This is a genomic window from Minwuia sp. IMCC3009 (assembly GCF_029909415.1).
Taxonomy (GTDB): Bacteria; Pseudomonadota; Alphaproteobacteria; order Minwuiales; family Minwuiaceae; genus Minwuia.
The window spans coordinates 1,315,265-1,333,129 of the sequence record NZ_CP123781.1 but is presented as its reverse complement, the minus strand read 5'-3'; the positions used below and the strand labels follow the sequence as shown (position 1 = coordinate 1,333,129).

The 17,865-nt window shown below is 65.1% G+C and carries 15 protein-coding genes; 8 read left to right on the top strand and 7 right to left on the bottom strand.

The genetic code is table 11. The features are described from left to right. Positions 1-82 precede the first annotated feature (82 nt). The 8 genes from QGV55_RS06335 (at position 83) to QGV55_RS06300 (ending at position 10,945) form a co-directional block, all read left to right on the top strand. Entirely contained in the window at positions 83-1,078 is a 996-nt protein-coding gene (locus QGV55_RS06335; protein WP_281017696.1) for a MoxR family ATPase, read from the top strand. A 31-nt stretch (positions 1,079-1,109) separates the two neighbouring features. Beyond that, the gene (locus QGV55_RS06330) at positions 1,110-2,015 is read left to right on the top strand and encodes a DUF58 domain-containing protein (RefSeq protein WP_281017697.1); all 906 of its coding nucleotides are present in this window, start codon (positions 1,110-1,112) and stop codon (positions 2,013-2,015) included. Then, positions 2,012-4,789, top strand: a complete 2,778-nt coding sequence (locus QGV55_RS06325; RefSeq protein ID WP_281017698.1) for a DUF4159 domain-containing protein — start codon at positions 2,012-2,014, stop codon at positions 4,787-4,789. Before QGV55_RS06330 ends, QGV55_RS06325 begins: the two co-directional genes overlap by 4 nt. 2 nt (positions 4,790-4,791) lie before the next feature. Next, entirely contained in the window at positions 4,792-6,876 is a 2,085-nt protein-coding gene (locus QGV55_RS06320) for a hypothetical protein (protein WP_281017699.1), read from the top strand. Between the two features lie 45 nt (positions 6,877-6,921). Further along, a complete protein-coding gene (locus QGV55_RS06315; RefSeq protein WP_281017700.1) occupies positions 6,922-7,530 on the top strand; it encodes a glutathione S-transferase family protein in 609 nt (202 codons plus the stop codon). 83 nt (positions 7,531-7,613) lie between these two features. Then, a complete protein-coding gene (locus QGV55_RS06310; RefSeq protein ID WP_281017701.1) occupies positions 7,614-8,000 on the top strand; it encodes a PilZ domain-containing protein in 387 nt (128 codons plus the stop codon). Between the two features lie 79 nt (positions 8,001-8,079). Further along, the gene (locus QGV55_RS06305) at positions 8,080-8,517 is read left to right on the top strand and encodes a PilZ domain-containing protein (RefSeq protein ID WP_281017702.1); all 438 of its coding nucleotides are present in this window, start codon (positions 8,080-8,082) and stop codon (positions 8,515-8,517) included. Between the two features lie 91 nt (positions 8,518-8,608). Then, the gene (locus QGV55_RS06300; protein ID WP_281017703.1) at positions 8,609-10,945 is read left to right on the top strand and encodes a bifunctional salicylyl-CoA 5-hydroxylase/oxidoreductase; all 2,337 of its coding nucleotides are present in this window, start codon (positions 8,609-8,611) and stop codon (positions 10,943-10,945) included. A gap of 22 nt (positions 10,946-10,967) precedes the next feature. Here QGV55_RS06300 and QGV55_RS06295 read toward each other — a convergent pair whose 3' ends face one another. From QGV55_RS06295 to pstC, 7 genes are all read right to left on the bottom strand, one after another. Next, entirely contained in the window at positions 10,968-11,876 is a 909-nt protein-coding gene (locus tag QGV55_RS06295; protein ID WP_281017704.1) for a crotonase/enoyl-CoA hydratase family protein, read from the bottom strand. Position 11,877: 1 nt separating this feature from the next. After that, the gene (locus QGV55_RS06290; RefSeq protein ID WP_281017705.1) at positions 11,878-12,729 is read right to left on the bottom strand and encodes an enoyl-CoA hydratase/isomerase family protein; all 852 of its coding nucleotides are present in this window, start codon (positions 12,727-12,729) and stop codon (positions 11,878-11,880) included. Between the two features lie 66 nt (positions 12,730-12,795). Beyond that, on the bottom strand, positions 12,796-13,488 hold the full coding sequence (gene phoB / locus QGV55_RS06285; RefSeq protein WP_281017706.1) for a phosphate regulon transcriptional regulator PhoB: 693 nt from the start codon (positions 13,486-13,488) through the stop codon (positions 12,796-12,798). 8 nt (positions 13,489-13,496) lie between these two features. Beyond that, positions 13,497-14,237: a phosphate signaling complex protein PhoU gene (phoU, locus tag QGV55_RS06280; protein WP_281017707.1), complete on the bottom strand. Its 741-nt coding sequence runs from the start codon at positions 14,235-14,237 to the stop codon at positions 13,497-13,499. Between the two features lie 29 nt (positions 14,238-14,266). Continuing rightward, positions 14,267-15,055 carry a phosphate ABC transporter ATP-binding protein PstB gene (pstB, locus tag QGV55_RS06275; protein ID WP_281017708.1) on the bottom strand — a complete coding sequence of 263 codons (789 nt, stop codon included), beginning with the start codon at positions 15,053-15,055 and terminating at the stop codon, positions 14,267-14,269. A gap of 21 nt (positions 15,056-15,076) precedes the next feature. After that, positions 15,077-16,360: a phosphate ABC transporter permease PstA gene (gene pstA / locus QGV55_RS06270; RefSeq protein ID WP_281017709.1), complete on the bottom strand. Its 1,284-nt coding sequence runs from the start codon at positions 16,358-16,360 to the stop codon at positions 15,077-15,079. Positions 16,361-16,397: 37 nt separating this feature from the next. Further along, entirely contained in the window at positions 16,398-17,777 is a 1,380-nt protein-coding gene (gene pstC / locus QGV55_RS06265) for a phosphate ABC transporter permease subunit PstC (protein WP_281017710.1), read from the bottom strand. Between the last annotated feature and the right edge of the window lie 88 nt (positions 17,778-17,865).

The window sequence follows — 17,865 nt, the reverse complement described above, 5'->3', positions numbered from 1 at the left end:
TAGCACATTTGTGTTCGACGGAATTGTGCAACAGCGCGGGATTTCGTTTCGCACTGCCGCAACGCCCAATATAGTCTCCGGTATGCAAAACGTCAGTGAAGCGGGCGAGGCCTTCGCCCAGGAAGTGGAAACGCTCGGCGCCAAGGCCCGGCAGATCCGCGAGTCAGTCGGACAGGTCATCTTCGGACAGCAGTCAGTGATCGACGAGACGCTGATCACCCTGTTTTCCGGCGGTCATGTCCTCTTGATCGGTGTACCCGGTCTGGCAAAGACCAAACTGGTGGTCACGCTGGGCAAGGTGCTGTCGCTCGACAGCCGCCGCGTGCAGTTCACGCCGGACGTGATGCCTGCGGACATCCTCGGTTCCGAGGTGCTGGAGGAAAGCGACAATGGTCGCCGCAGCTTCCGCTTCATCAAGGGGCCGGTGTTCTGCCAGCTGCTGATGGCTGACGAGATCAACCGTGCCAGCCCGCGTACCCAGTCGGCGCTGCTGCAGGCCATGCAGGAATATCACGTGTCGGTCGCCGGGGAACGGCATGACCTGCCGCGTCCGTTCCATGTCCTGGCCACGCAGAACCCCCTGGAACAGGAAGGCACCTATCCCCTGCCCGAGGCCCAGCTCGATCGCTTCTTCATGCAGGTGAACGTCCCCTACCCGGACATGGAGGCGGAGCGGCGGATGCTGCTGGCCACCACCGGTGCCGATGAGGCGGAACCGCCGATGGTGATGACCGCTGACGAACTGCTGCATGCCCAGCGCCTTGTCCGCCGCCTGCCGGTGGGCGAGGCCGTGGTCGAGAGCATCCTGAAGCTGGTCCGCAATGGCCGGCCGGAGGAGACCGAGCTGGATGACGTGCGCAATCACGTCGCCTGGGGACCTGGCCCGCGCGCCAGTCAGGCGCTGATGCTTGCCGTTCGGGCGCGGGCCATGCTGGACGGACGCTTCGCCCCCTCCGCCGACGATGTGGCGGCGCTGGCCCCGCCGATCCTGAGGCACCGCATGGCGGTCAACTTCGCGGCCCGTGCCGACGGCATCACGGTGGAGAACATCATCCAGCGGCTGATCGACAGGATCTGAATCCAGGCATATGGCGCTTGACCCCAGGACATTGAGAACCGGGAACCAGGGTTCCAGCCGCTTCGATCCCCGGCTGCGCAACCGCGCGGACCGGCTGGCCGACGCCATGCCGCCGCTGATGGTGGAGGCGGAGCGTGTGGCGCAGACCGTCAGCCAGGGCGTTCACGGGCGGCGTCGGGTCGGTGATGGCGAAAGCTTCTGGCAGTTCCGCCGCTACCAGCAGGGCGATCCCGCAACCTCCATCGACTGGCGACAGTCCGCGAAACGCGTACCGACCTACGTCCGGCAGAACGAGTGGGAGGCGGCGCAGGCGGTGTGGCTGTGGCGCGACGGTTCCGACTCGATGGATTTCCGTTCCCACCTCGGCCAGACGACGAAACTGCGCCGCGCCACCCTGTTGCTGATGGCGCTGGCATCACTGCTGCTGAGAGGTGGGGAGCGGGTCGCGTTTCTGGGGCTCGACCACCCGCCGGGCTCTTCCCGCGCCCTGCTGGAGGACTACGCGCTGGCGATCAGCCGGGGACTGGTGGAGGACCACCACAGCCTGCCGCCGCCCGCCAACCTGCCGCGTTTCGCGCAGGTGGTGCTGATCGGTGACTTCCTGACACCGCTGGACGATGTGCGCGACTTCCTGCGCCAGTTCTCCGCCGCCGGTGTTGCCGGTCATCTGCTGCAGATCATGGATCCTGCCGAACACCGCCTGCCCTATTCCGGCAGGGTCCGGTTTGTCGGCCCCGAAGGTGAAGGCAATGTCCTGGTGGGTCGCGCGGAGGATCTGCGCGACACCTTCGCCCGCCGGGTGGACGAGCGCGAGGTGGCGCTGCGCCAGATCGCGCGAAACGCCGGCTGGACCCACGGGCTGCACCATACCGATCAGCCTCCGCAGACCGCACTGCTGGCGCTCTATCAGGCCATTTCGGGCAACGCGCGCAGATGAGTGCCCTTGCCGCCATCACCTTCGCCTACCCCTGGCTGCTGCTGGGTCTCGCCGCGCTGCCGGTGATCTGGCTGCTGCTGCGTGCCACCCCACCCGCGCCGGAACTGGTTTCCTTTCCACCGGCCCGGCTGATCTTCGACATGGCCCGGACGGAGGAGACACCGGCCCGGACACCATGGTGGCTGCTGCTGTTGCGGTTGCTGATCGCGGCACTGATCGTGCTGGCCCTCGCCAAGCCGGTCCTGAACCCCGGCAGCACCTTCGAGACACCGGGCCCGGTCGTGCTGATCGTCGATGACGGCTGGGCCGCCGCCCAGTCCTGGGATGACCAGGTGGCGAGCATGACGGACATCGCGCGCCGCGCCCGCAGGCAGGACCGCAACGTGCTGCTGCTGCGGACCACTGCTTCGGAAGACGGCACCGGTCCCGTGGCACGCCTCGGCACCGCAGAGGAGGCCCTGGCCACGATCGGCGGCCTGCAGCCCCGCCCCTGGGCACCGGATCGCGCCGCAGCCGTGGCCGCCCTGGGCACGGTCAGTCTGGAGCGGTCAGCGAATGTCTACTGGATCTCGGACGGCATTGCCTCCGAAGCCGATACGCAACTGATCGAAGTCGCCCGCAGACTTGGACCGCTGACCGTCCTCGGACGCGATGCGACCCGCAGCGTCATGCTGCTCCGCTCCCCCACCGGCAGCGGCACCCGGCTGGAAGTGGTGATCGAACGTGATCTGGCCGAGCAGCCGGAAACCCTGGCCTTGCGCGCCACGGGTGGTGATGGCGGGGTCCTGTTCCGACGGGAACTGACATTCGCTGCAGGTGAAACCAGCCTGTCCTTCGACGAAACCCTGCCGCTGGAAGCGATGAACGCCATCCAGCGGCTGGAGATCGAGGGACGCCAGAGTGCCGCGACCGTCAGTCTGATCGATTCCGGCCTTCGTCGCTTCCGGGTCGGCCTGAGCGGCAACCCCTCCCAGGAACAGGCGCAGCCACTGCTGGCCGACCTCTATTATCTGAAGCGCGCGTTGCTGCCATTCGCGGAAATCAGGGAAGGTGTCGTCAGTGACCTGCTCGACACCCCCCTCTCCATCCTGATGCTGCCTGATTTCGGGCGCCTGGTTGCCGGCGACCAGTTGCGGCTGAGCGACTGGATCGAAAGGGGTGGCGTACTCGTCAGGTTCGCGGGACCGAAACTGGCGGAGAACGCAGGCGAACTGGTGCCGGTCCGGCTCCGCAGCGGCGGTCGCAGCCTGGAAGGCACCATGAGCTGGGCCGAGCCGGCCCGCATGGCGCCCTTCCCGGAGGACAGTCCCTTCGCCGGCCTGCCCATTCCGCGCGACGTGGTGATCCAGCGCCAGGTCCTGGCAGAGCCCACTCTGGACCTGCCTGAGAAGACCTGGGCAAGTCTGGTCGATGGCACGCCGCTGGTCACCGCCGAACGGCGCGGGGACGGCTGGCTTGTGCTGGTCCATACGACCGCCAATACGGACTGGTCGAACCTGCCGCTCTCCGGCCTGTTCGTTGACATGCTGAGACGGCTGAGTTCGCTGTCGATCGGCATCGAATCCACGGCGAACGCCGAACGCATGCTGGAACCCGCCGTCACCCTTGACGGACTGGGACGACGCACCGATCCGCGGGTCGGTGTGCGCGCCGTGCAGGAGGCGGCGCTGTCCGCAACCGTCGTCGGACCTGCCAGCCCACCGGGCCTGTATGGCACCCGCCCAAGCCTGCGTGCGCTCAACGTCGGAACCAGCGCGACGGAACCCCAGCCACTTCAGGCGCTGCCGTCAGGTGTCGCACGCGGGGTTGTCGGCGCCCGACCGGAACTGGACATCGGCCCATGGCTGCTGACCGCCGCCCTGATCCTGCTGCTGGTGGACGCGCTGGTGGCGCTGGCGCTGCGCGGGATGCTGAACATGCGCCGCCTCGCCTACGCCCTGCCCATCGGACTGGCGCTGGGTCTCGCCTCCGGGTTCGTCACGCCGGGCAGTCTGCATGCACAGGACAGCGGCCGGTCAGACAACAGGCAAACGGACAGTCAGGCCAATGTTGATCCCGGCGTCATCGATGCCGCCCTCGAAACCCGCCTCGCCTACGTACTGACCGGCGACGCGCGGGTTGATCGCATGTCCGCCGCCGGAATCTTCGGACTGAGCGAAATCATGCGGGCACGCACCTCGGTGGAGCCGGAAATTCCGGTGGCGCTGGAGATCGAGAACGACGAGATGATCTTCTACCCCCTCGTCTACTGGCCGATGGTTGCCAGCCAGCCGGCACTTTCCGAAAAGGCCGTGCGACGGCTGGACAATTACCTGCGCACCGGCGGCGTGGTGCTGTTCGATACCCGTGATGCCGGTGGCCCGCAGCTCCGGCGCGGGCAGGTCAGCCCCGGCACGGCGCGCCTGCGCCAGTTGCTGGCCCGCGTCGATATCGGACCCCTGGAGCTTGTGAAGGAAGGGCATGTCCTGACCCGGTCGTTCTATCTGACCGAGTCGTTCCCCGGTCGCTATCCCACCGGGCGGGTCTGGGTGGAGCAACTGAACGCACGTGCCAACGACGGCGTCTCGCCGCTGCTGATCGGCGGGGCCGACTGGGCCTCCGCCTGGGCCATGGATCGTGACGGTCGACCGGTCGCCCCGGTTCAGGGCGGCGGGCGCAGACAGCGCGAGATGGCCTATCGGTTCGGCGTCAACCTGGTGATGTATGCCTTGACCGGGAACTACAAGTCCGACCAGGTGCACCTGCCCGCCATTCTCGACCGGCTGGGACAATAGTCATGATCGACGGCCTGCAGATCGCGTTCGAACCGCTGGTGCCGGTGGCGCTGCTGATTGCGCTTGGTGCCCTTGGCACCGTCATCACGCTGTTCGGCCTGTTTCGGCAGGCGCGCGGCACGGTGCTGCGGCTGCTGCTGCTGCTGGTGCTGTTCGGCGTCCTGAGCGGCCCGATCCTGCTGGAGGAGGAACGGCGCTATCACGATGACGTCGCGCTGGTGGTCGTTGATCGCAGCACCAGCCAGTCCATCGCTGACCGCACGGCACAGACGGAGACAGCCCTCGCCGCCGTGCTGGCGGACCTGGATGCCCAGGACAGGCTGGAGGTGCGTGTGGTGGAGGCCGGACCGGACTCCGGTGGCCCCGCTGACGGCACCCACCTTGTCAGCGCGATCCGTCGCGGGCTGGAGGGTGTGGCGGCGGAAAGGACCGCAGGCGTCATCGTCATCAGTGACGGACAGGTTCATGACCTGCCGGAGTTCGATGCGTCCGAAGGTCCTGCGGCTGATCTGCTGCCCGGCCCCCTGCACCTGCTGCTGACCGGAGAGCCGGCAGAACGGGACCGCCGGATCGAGATCGTCAATGCGCCGACCTTCGCCGTCGTCGATCAGGCCGCAGAGACCTCGGTGATCGTCCATGACCAGGGGGATGGTTCACAGGGCGGCATTGCCAGGGTCCGCATCCGCCGCGACGGCGTTGAACTGGAAACCCGGATCGTGCCGATCGGGCGCGAGACGGTGCTGGCGGTCCCGATCAGCCACGGTGGCCGCAACCTGATCGAGTTCGAGGTGGAGGCCGATCCGGCGGAGCTGACCGACGAGAACAACCGTGCGGCCATCACCGTCAATGGCGTGCGTGACCGCCTGCGGGTGCTGCTGGTCTCCGGCGAGCCCTATCCGGGGGAGCGCGCCTGGCGCAACCTGCTGAAGGCCGACCCGGCGGTCGATCTGGTCCATTTCACCATCCTGCGCCCGCCGCAGAAACAGGATGCCACCCCGATCCACGAACTGGCGCTGATCGCCTTCCCCATCCGGGAACTGTTCGAGATCAAGCTCTACGACTTCGACCTGATCATCTTCGACCGGTTCTGGCGGCGCGGTGTCCTGCATTTCACCTATCTGGAGAACATCGCCCGCTACGTGCAGGAAGGCGGAGCCCTGCTGAACGCGGCCGGCCCGACCTTCGCCGGTCCCGCCAGCATCTACCGCACGCCGTTGCGCAGCATCCTGCCGGGCAAGCCCACGGGCGAGGTCACGACGGTCGGGTTCCGCCCTGCCCTGACCGACACCGGCAGGCGCCATCCCGTCACCGCCGGACTGGAGCCGGGGCCGCAGCAGCAGCCCTGGGGACGCTGGTTCCGGTCCATTGATGTCACGGTGGAGAATGCCGAGGTCCTGATGCAGGGGCCGGAACAGAAACCACTGCTGATCCTGGACCGTGTGGGCGAAGGCCGTGTGGCGCAGGTGATGTCGGATCATGGCTGGCTCTGGTCGCGTGGCCTCGAAGGGGGCGGACCGCAGGCAGAGGTCATGCGGCGCACGGCCCACTGGCTGATGAAGGAACCGGCGCTGGAGGAGGAAAGCCTGCAGGCGGAGGTCGAGGGCGCGACACTGAAGGTGACCCGACGGTCTCTGGCAGAGGATCAGCCCCCCGTCACGGTCACGGGACCGGATGGCGTGGAGCACCGGCTGGAACTGACCGCCGGGCGCGACGGGATCGATTTCGGGCGGATCGACCTGAACGTCGCCGGTCTCTACCGGATCGGGGACGGCACCCGCAGCACCATCGCCGTGCTGGGCAACCTCAATCCGGTCGAGTTCTCCGATCTGGTATCGACCGACCGTCATCTGCGCCCCTTCGTTGAGGCCACGAATGGCGGTATCATCCGGCTTTCGCGCTACGCGGAGCCCGATATCCGACGCGTGGAGCCGGGCCGTCAGGGCGCAGGCAGTGACTGGCTTGGCCTGCTGCGCAATGGTGCCTTTGATGTGACCGGTCTGAAGACAACACCTCTGGCACCGCCGCTGGCAGTCCTGCTTGCACTCCTTCTGCTGTTGCTGGTCTGCTGGCGACGGGAGGGGCAGTAGGCCACTGCATCGCAACGACAGGATTTCAAACGGGGAGACACAACGATGAAACTCTATGACCTGGCTGCGGGATCGAACCCGCGTCGCGTGCGCATCTTTCTGGCCGAGAAGGGAATCGATATTCCCAGTCAGCCCGTGGACATGATGAAGCGCGAGAACGAACAACCGGAGTACAGGAAGATCAATCCGTTCGGGAAGATGCCCGCGCTGGAACTGGATGACGGCACCGTCCTGACCGAATCCATGGCGATCTGCCGCTATTTCGAGGAACTGAACCCGGAGCCGCCGATGTTCGGGCGCAATCCGCTGGAAAAGGCACAGGTGGAGATGTGGAACCGCCGGGCCGAGCTGAACGTCCTGATACCCATTGCCATGTGTTTCCAGCACACCAGTGACTTCTGGATCGGTCGTCTGGAACAGCACAAGGGCTGGGGCGAGACCAGCCGGGCCAATGCCCTGGCCGCCATGGCGATCTTCGACGGTCACCTGAAGGATCGCGAATTTGTCGCCAGTGACGACTACACCGTGGCGGATATCACGCTTCAGTGTGGCATCCTGCTGGGCAAGGGCGTTGCCCTGAAGATCCCGGAAGAGCTTGAGAACCTGACTGCCTGGTGGGGCCGCGTGACGTCCCGGCCGACAGCGCGGGCGTGATCACCATTGCGGTTCCCGCGTTTCAGGGAACCGCAGACGGTCCGTGGCAGCCAGGTTGGCATCATCATTGCTGAGTGACCCCCATGATGTGGTCACTTGGCAGGAAATCAGGGATCTGGCGGCGAGGCGGTGACGCATGGACACCGGATCGTGAGAGGCGCCGCAGTCCGCGCCACAAGGTGCGGCTGCCGGTCTCGGTAACCCGGTTCCGTGACGAGCCCCACAGGCAATGTCTGGCTGTTGATGTCTCGCACAACGGCATGCTGATCACGCCGAACCTCTATGGCTCGGTTCGGGAGCAGGTATTCCTGAGCACCGATGAGTTCGACGGGCAGATCAGCGCGCTCATCGCCGACCAGCGTCCGGAAGGGACCGCCCTGGCATTCTCCGACGTCGAAGAGGGGCGTCGGCTGGCGGACTGGCTGACGGCGCGGGCAGAAGGCCGGAGCGGCAGTCAGCAGATCTGTTGATCCTGCCCGGTTAACCTCCGATTCATCAGCACGATGGATGATGGACTGAACGTGACCGCAATCTGTCGGGATACTGAACATGTCCACACTCCAGGTCGTCCGCCGTCGGCTCAGCCAGATTCACATGCTGTTCGCCCCGCCGCCCGAACTGCGCCGTGCCCACGCGCGCTTCACGGTCAACCTGCCGATCAAGGTTCGCGAACTGGAGGGAGGCGACGCCGAGTCGCGCATCGCCGTCGATGTCTCTGACGGCGGACTGTTCTTCGAGCCTGCACTTGGCGTACCCACAGGTACCCTGGTCGAAGTCAGCGTCGGACTGTTCCTGCGAAACGCCCGCGCAACCATCGTCAGCCACCGTGGCAACGGTACCGCCGTGCTGTTCGAATCCCCCGCCCATGGCGCGGCGATCCGCGCCTGGCTGACCGAAATCGCCGAAAGCGGCCCCCAGATACAGAACGCCGGACTGAAGACGATCCTGTCGGAACCGACGGCCCGGGAGGAAGCGCCCCTGCGCTGAGTCAGCGGACGGCGTCGCAGACGGTGGCATCAAAATTACTTTAAGCTTAAACTATCTTCGCTCACCCGAGCCGTGACGAAGAGGGCAGGCTATGAAAATCAATGTGGTCGGCGGCGGTCCGGCCGGGCTCTATCTGGCAATCCTGCTGAAACGCGCGCGCGCGGACATCGACGTTCATGTGCATGAGCGCAATCGCGCCGACGATACCTTCGGGTTCGGCGTCGTCTTCTCCGACGAGACCCTGACCCATTTCAGGGAGGCGGATCCGGAAAGCTACAGCCAGATCATCGAGCGCTTCGCCTACTGGGAGGAGATCGACACCCACTACCGGGGACAGGTCATCCGCTCCACCGGTCACGGGTTCTGCGGCATCGGCCGGATCGAGTTGCTGAACATCCTGCAGCAGCGCGCGGAATCGCTGGGGGTGCACATCGAGTTCCAGAACGAGATTTCGGACCTGCAGGAGCTGCGGGATTGTGACTTGCTGGTCGGTGCCGACGGAGCCAACTCCATCGTCCGCCGCGAATGGGAAGACGCCTTCCGTCCGACCATCGAACTGAAGCGCAACAGGTTCAGCTGGATGGGCTCGACGGCACCGCTGAAGGCCTTCACCTTCCACTTCAAGGAGAACGCGCACGGTCACTGGATGATTCATGCCTATCGCTTCCGGGGCGAGGCCGCGACCTGGATCATCGAGACGACACCGGAAGCCTTCGCCAATGCCGGCCTGCGGGAGGATGACGAGGAAGGTTCCGCCCGCTATCTGGAGGAACTCTTCGCGGAAGAGCTTCAGGGTCACCGGTTGCTGACCAACCGCTCCATCTGGCGCCAGTTCCCGGGCATCAAGTGCGAGAGCTGGGTGCACCGCAATGTCGTGATCCTGGGCGACGCCGCCCACACGGCACATTTCTCCATCGGCTCCGGCACCAAGCTGGCGATGGAGGATTCCATCGCGCTGGCCCGATGCATCCTGAGCAACCCCGACAGCATCCCCGATGCACTGGAGGCCTATGACAGCGGTCGCAGGCTGGAGGTGGAGAAGACCCAGCACGCCGCCGATGTCTCCCTGGGGTGGTTCGAGAATGTGGCACGCAACTTCAGCCTGCCACCGCAGCAGTTCAATTTCTCCATGCTCTCCCGCTCCAAGCAGATCACCTACGACAATCTGGCCCTGCGCGATCCCGATCTGGTGCAGGACGTGACCCGATGGTTCGCCGACGACGCCCGCAGCAAGGGGCTGCCGGTCCCGGACGGCACAGCGCCACCGCCGATGTTCGTGCCGTTCCGGCTGCGCGACATGCAGATCCGCAACCGTGTCGTCGTCTCCCCCATGTGCCAGTACAAGGCGACCGACGGCCTGCCGAACGACTGGCACCTGGTGCACCTTGGCAGTCGTGCCGTGGGCGGGGCGGGCCTGCTGTTCACAGAAATGACCAACGTCTCGGCAGATGCCCGGATCTCCCCCGGCTGCACCGGGATCTACACCGATGCACAGGAAGCGGCCTGGAAGCGCATCACCGACTTCGTGCATGCGGAATCCGAGACGAAGATCGCACTGCAGCTTGGTCATGCGGGACGCAAGGGTTCGACCCAACTGGCGTGGGAGGAGATCGACCGTCCGCTGCAGGAAGGCAACTGGCCGATCATCTCCGCCTCCCCCGTGCCCTATTTCCCCGACAGCCAGGTCCCGAAGGAAATGGACAGGGCGGACATGGACCGGGTGACCGCCGACTTCGTGCAGGCGGCAGAGCGCGCCGAACGGGCGGGCTTCGACATGCTGGAAGTGCACATGGCGCACGGCTATCTGCTGGCGTCCTTCATCTCGCCGCTGACGAACCGGCGGCAGGATGAATTCGGTGGTTCGATCCGGAACCGCATGCGCTTCCCGCTGGCGGTCTTCGATGCCGTGCGGGCCGTCTGGCCCGACGCGAAACCCATGTCCGTGCGGCTGTCGGCGACCGACTGGATGCCGGAGGGGCTGACGGAGGATGACATGCTGGCCGCCGCGCAGATGCTGGCGGATCACGGCGTCGACCTGATCGATGTCTCCGCCGGCCAGACCGTACCGGACCAGAAGCCGGTCTATGGCCGCATGTTCCAGACACCCTTCGCCGACGCGGTGCGCCAGACCACTGGCCGCGCCACCATGGCGGTCGGCAACATCACCACGGCGGATCAGGTGAACACCATCGTCGCCTCGGGGCGCGCCGATCTGGTGGCCCTGGCCCGCCCGCATCTGGCCGATCCCTACTTCACGCTGCGCGCGGCGGCGGAGGCCGGCTTCGACGGCACGGTCTGGCCCCTGCCCTATCAGGCCGGCGGCGATCAGGCCCGCGCGACAGCGGAGAAGCAGCAGGCCGATCTGGCCAGCCTGCGCGAAGCCGCCCGCCCGCCGAAGCACAGGATGCATCGCCTGGCGTCGGACTGAAGAAACCCGGTCGCGAAGAGCCTCAGCCCTTCTTCAGGCCATCGTCCAGCCTGCTCGGGTCGGCATCGACGCCATCGGCGAAGTCCGGTTCCTTCACCCACGGGTACCAGGGCGGCATGTCCTGGGAGACCTTCATGGAGAACTTCGGCGCGCGCTTCTCCAGGAAGGAACTGACGCCTTCCTGCGCGTCGGCATTGGCACCCATGTAGACCATGTTGCGGCTGTCGATCTGGTGCGCCTCCATCGGATGGTCGGCGGCGAGGCAGCCCCAGAACATCTGGCGGATCAGCGCCACGGAAACGGCGGACGACTTGTCTATGTAGGTCCGCGCAATCTTCCGCGCACGCGGGATCAGGTCGTCATGCGGCACCACTTCCTTCACCAGGCCACCCGCAAGTGCCTCATCCGCCTCGAACACCCGGCCGGAGAAGCCCCAGTCCAGCGCCTGCGAGATACCCACAAGGCGCGGCAGGAAATAGCTGGAACAGGCCTCCGGCACCACGCCGCGCTGGGCAAAGACAAAGCCGAAACGCGCCTTCTCCGAGGCAATGCGGATATCCATCGGCAACTGCATTGTGGACCCGATACCCACCGACGGGCCGTTGATCGCACCGATGACCGGCTTGGAGGAGCGATAGATGCGCAGGGTCATGACACCACCGCCATCGCGCACCACCTCACCCGGCTTGTAGCCGCGCTCCTCGTAATTGAACGTGCCGCCACCGCGCGACAGGTCGGCACCGGCGCAATATCCGCGTCCCGCACCGGTGAAGATGATCGCCCGGACATTGTCGTCGGCATCGGCGCGATCCATCGCGTCGATGACCTCCACCCGCATCTGCTCGGTGAAGGCATTCAGGCGATCAGGGCGGTTCAGGGTGATGGTGAGGATCTGGTCCTCGACATCATAGAGGATTGTCTCGTAGGCCATTTCAGTCTCCGGCATCAGTTGTGTTCAGGCGCTGGGCCTCTTCCGCCCAGGGTGTCTTGCGCTTGTTCAGGAATGCCTGCATCCCGGCAGGCGCTTCCGGTCGCCTGAGCAACCGGACAAGATGGTTGGCGGCATGATCGAAGACCGCTTCCGCAGGCAGGGTGTCGGTCGACAGGACCGTATCCTTGACCGCAGCCACTGCCGCAGGGTCACAGGCATCTACATCGGCCAGCACGGCATCAAGCTGCGCCTCCGCTTCCGCCACCGTCTCCACGAGATAGTGGCCGACGCCGAGGCGAAAGGCTTCCCGCCCGGTGATCCGCTGGCCCAGCACCGCAATCCGGCGCAACTGACCGGACCCGATCCGGCGGGAAATGAAGGGAATGATCTGGGAGGGGATGAAACCCACGCGCGGTTCCGGCAGCGCGAACTTGGCGTCCGCCAGCAGGATGGCGACATCGGCGCAGCAGGCCATGCCGAAGCCTCCCCCTGCGGCCCCGCCCTCGACCAGTGCCACCACCGGCTTCGGCAGGGCATCCATGGCCGCCAGCACGTCGCCGAAGTAGCGGTACTCTGCGAACAGCGGATCCTTCTCGCCCGCCTCGGGCGGCGGCGGCATGTCCTGCATCGCGTTCAGGTCGCCGCCAGCGGAGAAATTGCCCCCGGCACCGCGCAGGACAACCACGCGCACAGACGTATCGGCCTTCGCGCGCGACAGCGCATCGCCGATCTCCCGCATCATCGGGTGGGTCAGGGCATTGCGCGCGGCAGGGCGGTTGAAGGTTACGAACAGGCGCGTGCCGCGCCGTTCCACCCGCAGATCGCGATAGTCCGGATAGGTTTCGTCAGCCAAGTATCCAGTTCCTCCCCGCCGCTGAATAGAGCATGCGGGAGACGGAATCGGCAACCGGATGGATGATCAGGCCGCAGGTGGCTCGAATGCATAGCCCGCAGAGCGCACGGTGCGGATCACGTCGCTGCCCTTGCCCACATTGACTGCCTGGCGCAGACGGCGAATGTGGACATCGACCGTCCGTTCCTCGATCTCCGACTCGTTGCCCCAGACCGCATCCAGCAGTTGGGAGCGCGAGAGCACCCGCCCCGGATGCTCCATGAAATGCCGCAGCATGCGAAACTCGGTCGGGCCGAGGTGCAGCGGCTGGCCATCACGGGTGACACGATGGGCGGTGAGGTCCATGGCGAGATCACCACGCACGATCTGCTCCTCCGTCAGGATCGGGCGCAACCGGCGCAGCACTGCCTTCACCCGCGCGATCAGCTCGTTGGTGGAGAAGGGCTTGGTGACGTAGTCATCGGCCCCGGCATCGAGACCGCGAATACGGTCATCCTCCTCCCCCCGCGCAGTCAGCATGATGACCGGGAGGTTGCGGGTGGCGGCGCGGTGGCGGATTTCCTTGCAGACCTGCAGCCCGGACATGTTGGGCATCATCCAGTCCAGAATCACCAGATCGGGCAATTCCTCGTCCAGATGCATCATCACCTCGCCACCGTCATCGACCTGGGTGACGCGAAACCCGCCAGCTTCCAGATTATAGCTCAGGGTGGCGAGCAGGGCCGGCTCATCCTCGGCTATCAGTACATGGGCCTGCATTGGTCAACTCACGCATTGTCTTCGGTCATGGGAACATCGGTAAGGCTTGTCATGTCGCGCTTCGGACGCTCCTGGTCCATGCGTTCGCCCTCGGCAACGAAGTGTATCGTCTCCGCGACATTGGTCACCAGATCGCCCATCCGCTCGATATTCTTGGCGACGAACAGCAGATGGGTAGCCGCGCTGATGTTGCGCGGGTCTTCCATCATGTAGGTCAGCAATTCGCGGAACAGGCTGTTGTAGCTCTCGTCCACTTCCGCATCCTGTACCCAGATGGACTTTGCCATCTCCGCATCGCGGTTGATGAAGGCCTTCAGCACGCCGTCCAGCATGCGCTGCACCAGTTCCGCCATGCGGGGAATGGAGCTGGTGGCACGGATGGGGGGGGACTGGTTCACCACCAGCGTGCGCTTCGCGATGTTCTTGGCATAGTCGCCAAAGCGCTCCAGATCGCCGGCGATCTTGATGACCGAAACAATGATACGCAGGTCACCGGCCATGGGCTGACGCAGGGCCAGCGTGCGGACCGCCAGATCGTTGATCTTCTCCTCCAGCACGTCGACTTCCCTGTCCTGGGCGATCAGGTCCTCTGCGGCATCGCTGTCGCGTTTCACCATTGCCCGGATCGCGCCGGAGAGCTGGATCTCGATCCGACCGCCCATCTCCAGCACCAGATTGTTGAGCTGTTCCAGCTCGTCCTCATAGGCCGACATGATATGCGGCGCGGAATTGCCTTCGTTTGTCGCCATGGTTCCTGCCTCCAGCAGATTGCCGTCCCTCAGCCGATACGGCCGGTGATGTAGGATTCGGTGCGCTTGTCCCTGGGCGAGGTGAATATCTGGTCCGTCGGGCCGAATTCCACCAGATTGCCCAGATGGAAGAAGGCCGTGCGCTGCGAGACGCGCGCGGCCTGCTGCATCGAATGGGTGACGATGACGATCGTGTAGTTCTCCCGCAGGTCGTCGATCAGTTCCTCGATCCGCGCCGTCGCGATCGGATCAAGCGCCGAACAGGGCTCGTCCATCAGAATCACGTCGGGGCGCACGGCAATGGCGCGGGCGATGCACAGCCGCTGCTGCTGACCGCCGGAAAGCCCCGTCCCCGGTTCATTCAGCCGATCCGCGACCTCGTTCCACAGTCCGGCGCGCACCAGGCTGTCGTGCACGATCTCCTCCAGATCCGCCTTCCGCTCGGCAATGCCGTGGATGCGCGGACCGTAGGAGACATTGTCGAAGATCGACTTGGGGAACGGATTGGGCTTCTGGAACACCATGCCGATGCGGGCGCGCAACTGCACCACGTCGACACTGCGGTCGTAGATATCGTCCCCGTCCAGCGCGATCCGGCCTTCCACGCGGCAGCCGTCGATCACGTCGTTCATGCGATTGATGCACCGCAGGAATGTGGACTTGCCGCAGCCCGACGGGCCGATCAGCGCCGTGACCTGGTTCTGCTTGATATCCAGATCGACATCGAACAGCGCCTGCTTCTCGCCATAGTAGACGTTCACGCCGTCGGCGACGATCGCTGTGCGGAGGTCCTCGTCCTGAGGCAAGGTGTCTGTCATCGTCATCTCTTCACCCAATCCCTACCAACGGCGCTCGAAGCGCTTGCGCAGCATCACTGCACTCAGGTTCATCACTACAAGGAACAGCAGCAGGACAATGATCCCTGCCGAAGTCCGCTCAACGAAGGCGCGTTCCGGGCTGTCGGCCCAGATATAGACCTGCACCGGCAGGACGGTCGCCGGATCCAGCGGCCCCCCCGGCAGATCAACGATGAAGGCGACCATGCCGATCATCAGCAGCGGTGCCGTCTCGCCCAGGGCCTGCGCCATGCCGATGATCGATCCGGTCAGCATGCCCGGCATGGCCAGTGGCAGGACATGGTGGGTCACCGTCTGGAGGCGGGAGGCACCGACGCCCAGCGCCGCCTCCCGGATCGACGGCGGCACCGCCTTCAGGGCGGCACGACCGGCGATAATGATGGTCGGCAAGGTCATCAGGGCGAGCACCACACCACCGGCCAGCGGTGCGGAGCGTGGCAGACCGATGATGTTCAGGAACACCGCGAGCCCCAGCAGGCCAAAGATGATCGACGGCACGGCGGCGAGGTTGTTGATGTTGACCTCGATCAGGTCCGTCCACTTGTTCTTGGGCGCGAATTCTTCCAGATAGACCGCCGTCGTCACCCCCAGCGGAAAGGCCAGCAACAGGGTCACCATCAGGGTATAGAACGACCCGAGCGCGGCACCCCAGATGCCGGCCTGTTCCGGTTCACGGCTGTCGCCCGACGTGAAGAACGTCGTGTTGAACTGCCGTTCCAGACGTCCGTCCGCAATCAACTTGTCGTACCATCCGATCTGCTTGTCGGTGACGCGTCGGCCCGTGGAGTCGATGTCACGGTCGATGTAGCCCTTGTCGAGCATGTCGATGTCGTCGCTGGCCGACAGCCAGATATCGATGCTCTGACCGACCAGTTCGGGATTGGCCAGGACATGGTCCCGCAGCTCATAGGGCGCACCGGAACTGATCAGGCTGTCGAGCGCGCGCTTGTCGCGGCGACCGGACACGTCGGGGAAGAGATCGCGCAGGGATGATTTCACCAGACCGACATAATTGGCGGCCCCGATCGATTCCGCCGTCACCACCCCGTTCTTCGAGAAGGTCTCCAGTGGCAGTTCGACCGTCAGCCTGATGTGTGTCTGGGTGACGACGGAGGCACCCTTGATCAGGATCGACCCCACCAGAAGCACCAGGAACCCCAGCGCGACGGCAATTGCCCCGCGACCGTACCAGATGAAGCGTCGCTCAGCCGCATATCGCGAACGCAATCCCTTGCGCACGGTTTCCATGGTGTCGCTGCGGCTCATCCGTCCACGGCCTTCCCGATTTCCGCTCATGGCTGTCTCAGTCATATTTTTCCCGATATTTCCGCACGATCCTGAGCGCGAGAACATTCAGCGCCAGCGTGACGACGAACAGCAGAAGACCGAGCGCAAAGGCAGATAGCGTCTTGGCGCTGTCGAACTCCTGATCGCCCGTGAGCAGGGTGACGATCTGCACGGTGACCGTGGTCACCGCCTCGAAGGGGTTGGCTGTCAGGTTGGCGGTCAGCCCCGCCGCCATGACGACGATCATGGTCTCACCGATGGCGCGGGACGCCGCGAGCAGCAGCGCGCCGACGATGCCAGGCAGTGCCGCCGGGACAATCACCTGACGAATGGTTTCGGCACGCGTCGCGCCCAGACCGTAGGAGCCTTCACGAAGCGACCTCGGAACCGCCGTGATCACGTCATCGGAGAGCGATGAAACGAACGGAATGATCATCACGCCCATCACCAGACCGGCGGCCAGCGCACTCTCCGAATCAATGCCTATGCCGAGCGCCGCACCGGAGTCGCGCAGCAGCGGCGCAACCAGCAGGGCGGCAAAGAAGCCATAGACCACCGTCGGAACGCCCGCCAGGATCTCCAGCAGCGGCTTGATGACGGCGCGCGCGCGCGGCGACGAGAACTCGGCCATGTAGATCGCGGAAAACAGCCCGATCGGCGCGGCAATGGCCAGCGCGATGGTGCTGATCAGCAGCGTACCCATGAAGATCGGGATCGCACCGAAGGAACCGGAACCGCCGACCTGGTCGGCGCGAAGCGCCGTCTGCGGCGACCAGTGCAGGCCGAACAGGAACTCGTAGAACGGCACCCGACGGAAGAACTCGATGCTCTCGTAGAGCAGCGACATGACGATTCCGACCGTCGTGATCACTGCAATGGTGGACGACATGATCAGCAGCACCATCACGAAGCGCTCAACGCGGTTGCGGGCGCGCAGTTCGGGCGCGATCTGCCGACGGCTGATCACCAGCCCGAGAATGACCAGTGCAGCGATCAGGACAGCGAGCAGGATGTTCGATGTCATCTGCCAGTCGCCAAGCAGCGATGCAGCCTCGATTACCACCGGATCGTCCGCATCGCGCACCGCATTGCCGACGGACATGTTGCGGATGTCATTGACCAGCGCGTTGAGGAAGAGGTCGTCGAGGGCCTGCTTGTCCTGCGGCAGACTGGCGACGATCATCCCGTCGATGACCATTGGCTGAAAGATCGACCAGATCAGCAGCACCATCAGCGCCGGAACAACCGCCCAGAGCGCGCTGTAGCTGCCGTAGTGCCCCGGCAGGGAGTGCATGCGCTGGCCGCCGGCGATGATGGCCCGGGCCTGCCCCTGACCAAGCTTCCAGGAAAAGAGCCAGGTCGCGGCAAGCGCGGCGAGTGCAATCCAGTAGATCATCATGCGCGTCCAAACTGATTGACGGGATAGTCGCCCGGGCCACCTGACATGCCGAACATCATACCAACGCGGATGACGCTGGTATGAA

Bases quoted from the DNA above. Each gene is read 5' to 3' on its own strand.
- QGV55_RS06295 (WP_281017704.1), bottom strand. From the start codon at position 11,876: ATGGCCTACGAGACAATCCTCTATGATGTCGAGGACCAGATCCTCACC.
- phoB (WP_281017706.1), bottom strand. From the start codon at position 13,488: ATGCAGGCCCATGTACTGATAGCCGAGGATGAGCCGGCCCTGCTCGCC.
- pstA (WP_281017709.1), bottom strand. From the start codon at position 16,360: ATGAGCCGCAGCGACACCATGGAAACCGTGCGCAAGGGATTGCGTTCG.
- pstB (WP_281017708.1), bottom strand. From the start codon at position 15,055: ATGACAGACACCTTGCCTCAGGACGAGGACCTCCGCACAGCGATCGTC.
- QGV55_RS06300 (WP_281017703.1), top strand. From the start codon at position 8,609: ATGAAAATCAATGTGGTCGGCGGCGGTCCGGCCGGGCTCTATCTGGCA.
- QGV55_RS06315 (WP_281017700.1), top strand. From the start codon at position 6,922: ATGAAACTCTATGACCTGGCTGCGGGATCGAACCCGCGTCGCGTGCGC.
- QGV55_RS06335 (WP_281017696.1), top strand. From the start codon at position 83: ATGCAAAACGTCAGTGAAGCGGGCGAGGCCTTCGCCCAGGAAGTGGAA.
- QGV55_RS06325 (WP_281017698.1), top strand. From the start codon at position 2,012: ATGAGTGCCCTTGCCGCCATCACCTTCGCCTACCCCTGGCTGCTGCTG.
- QGV55_RS06305 (WP_281017702.1), top strand. From the start codon at position 8,080: ATGTCCACACTCCAGGTCGTCCGCCGTCGGCTCAGCCAGATTCACATG.
- pstC (WP_281017710.1), bottom strand. From the start codon at position 17,777: ATGATCTACTGGATTGCACTCGCCGCGCTTGCCGCGACCTGGCTCTTT.
- phoU (WP_281017707.1), bottom strand. From the start codon at position 14,237: ATGGCGACAAACGAAGGCAATTCCGCGCCGCATATCATGTCGGCCTAT.
- QGV55_RS06310 (WP_281017701.1), top strand. From the start codon at position 7,614: ATGATGTGGTCACTTGGCAGGAAATCAGGGATCTGGCGGCGAGGCGGT.
- QGV55_RS06320 (WP_281017699.1), top strand. From the start codon at position 4,792: ATGATCGACGGCCTGCAGATCGCGTTCGAACCGCTGGTGCCGGTGGCG.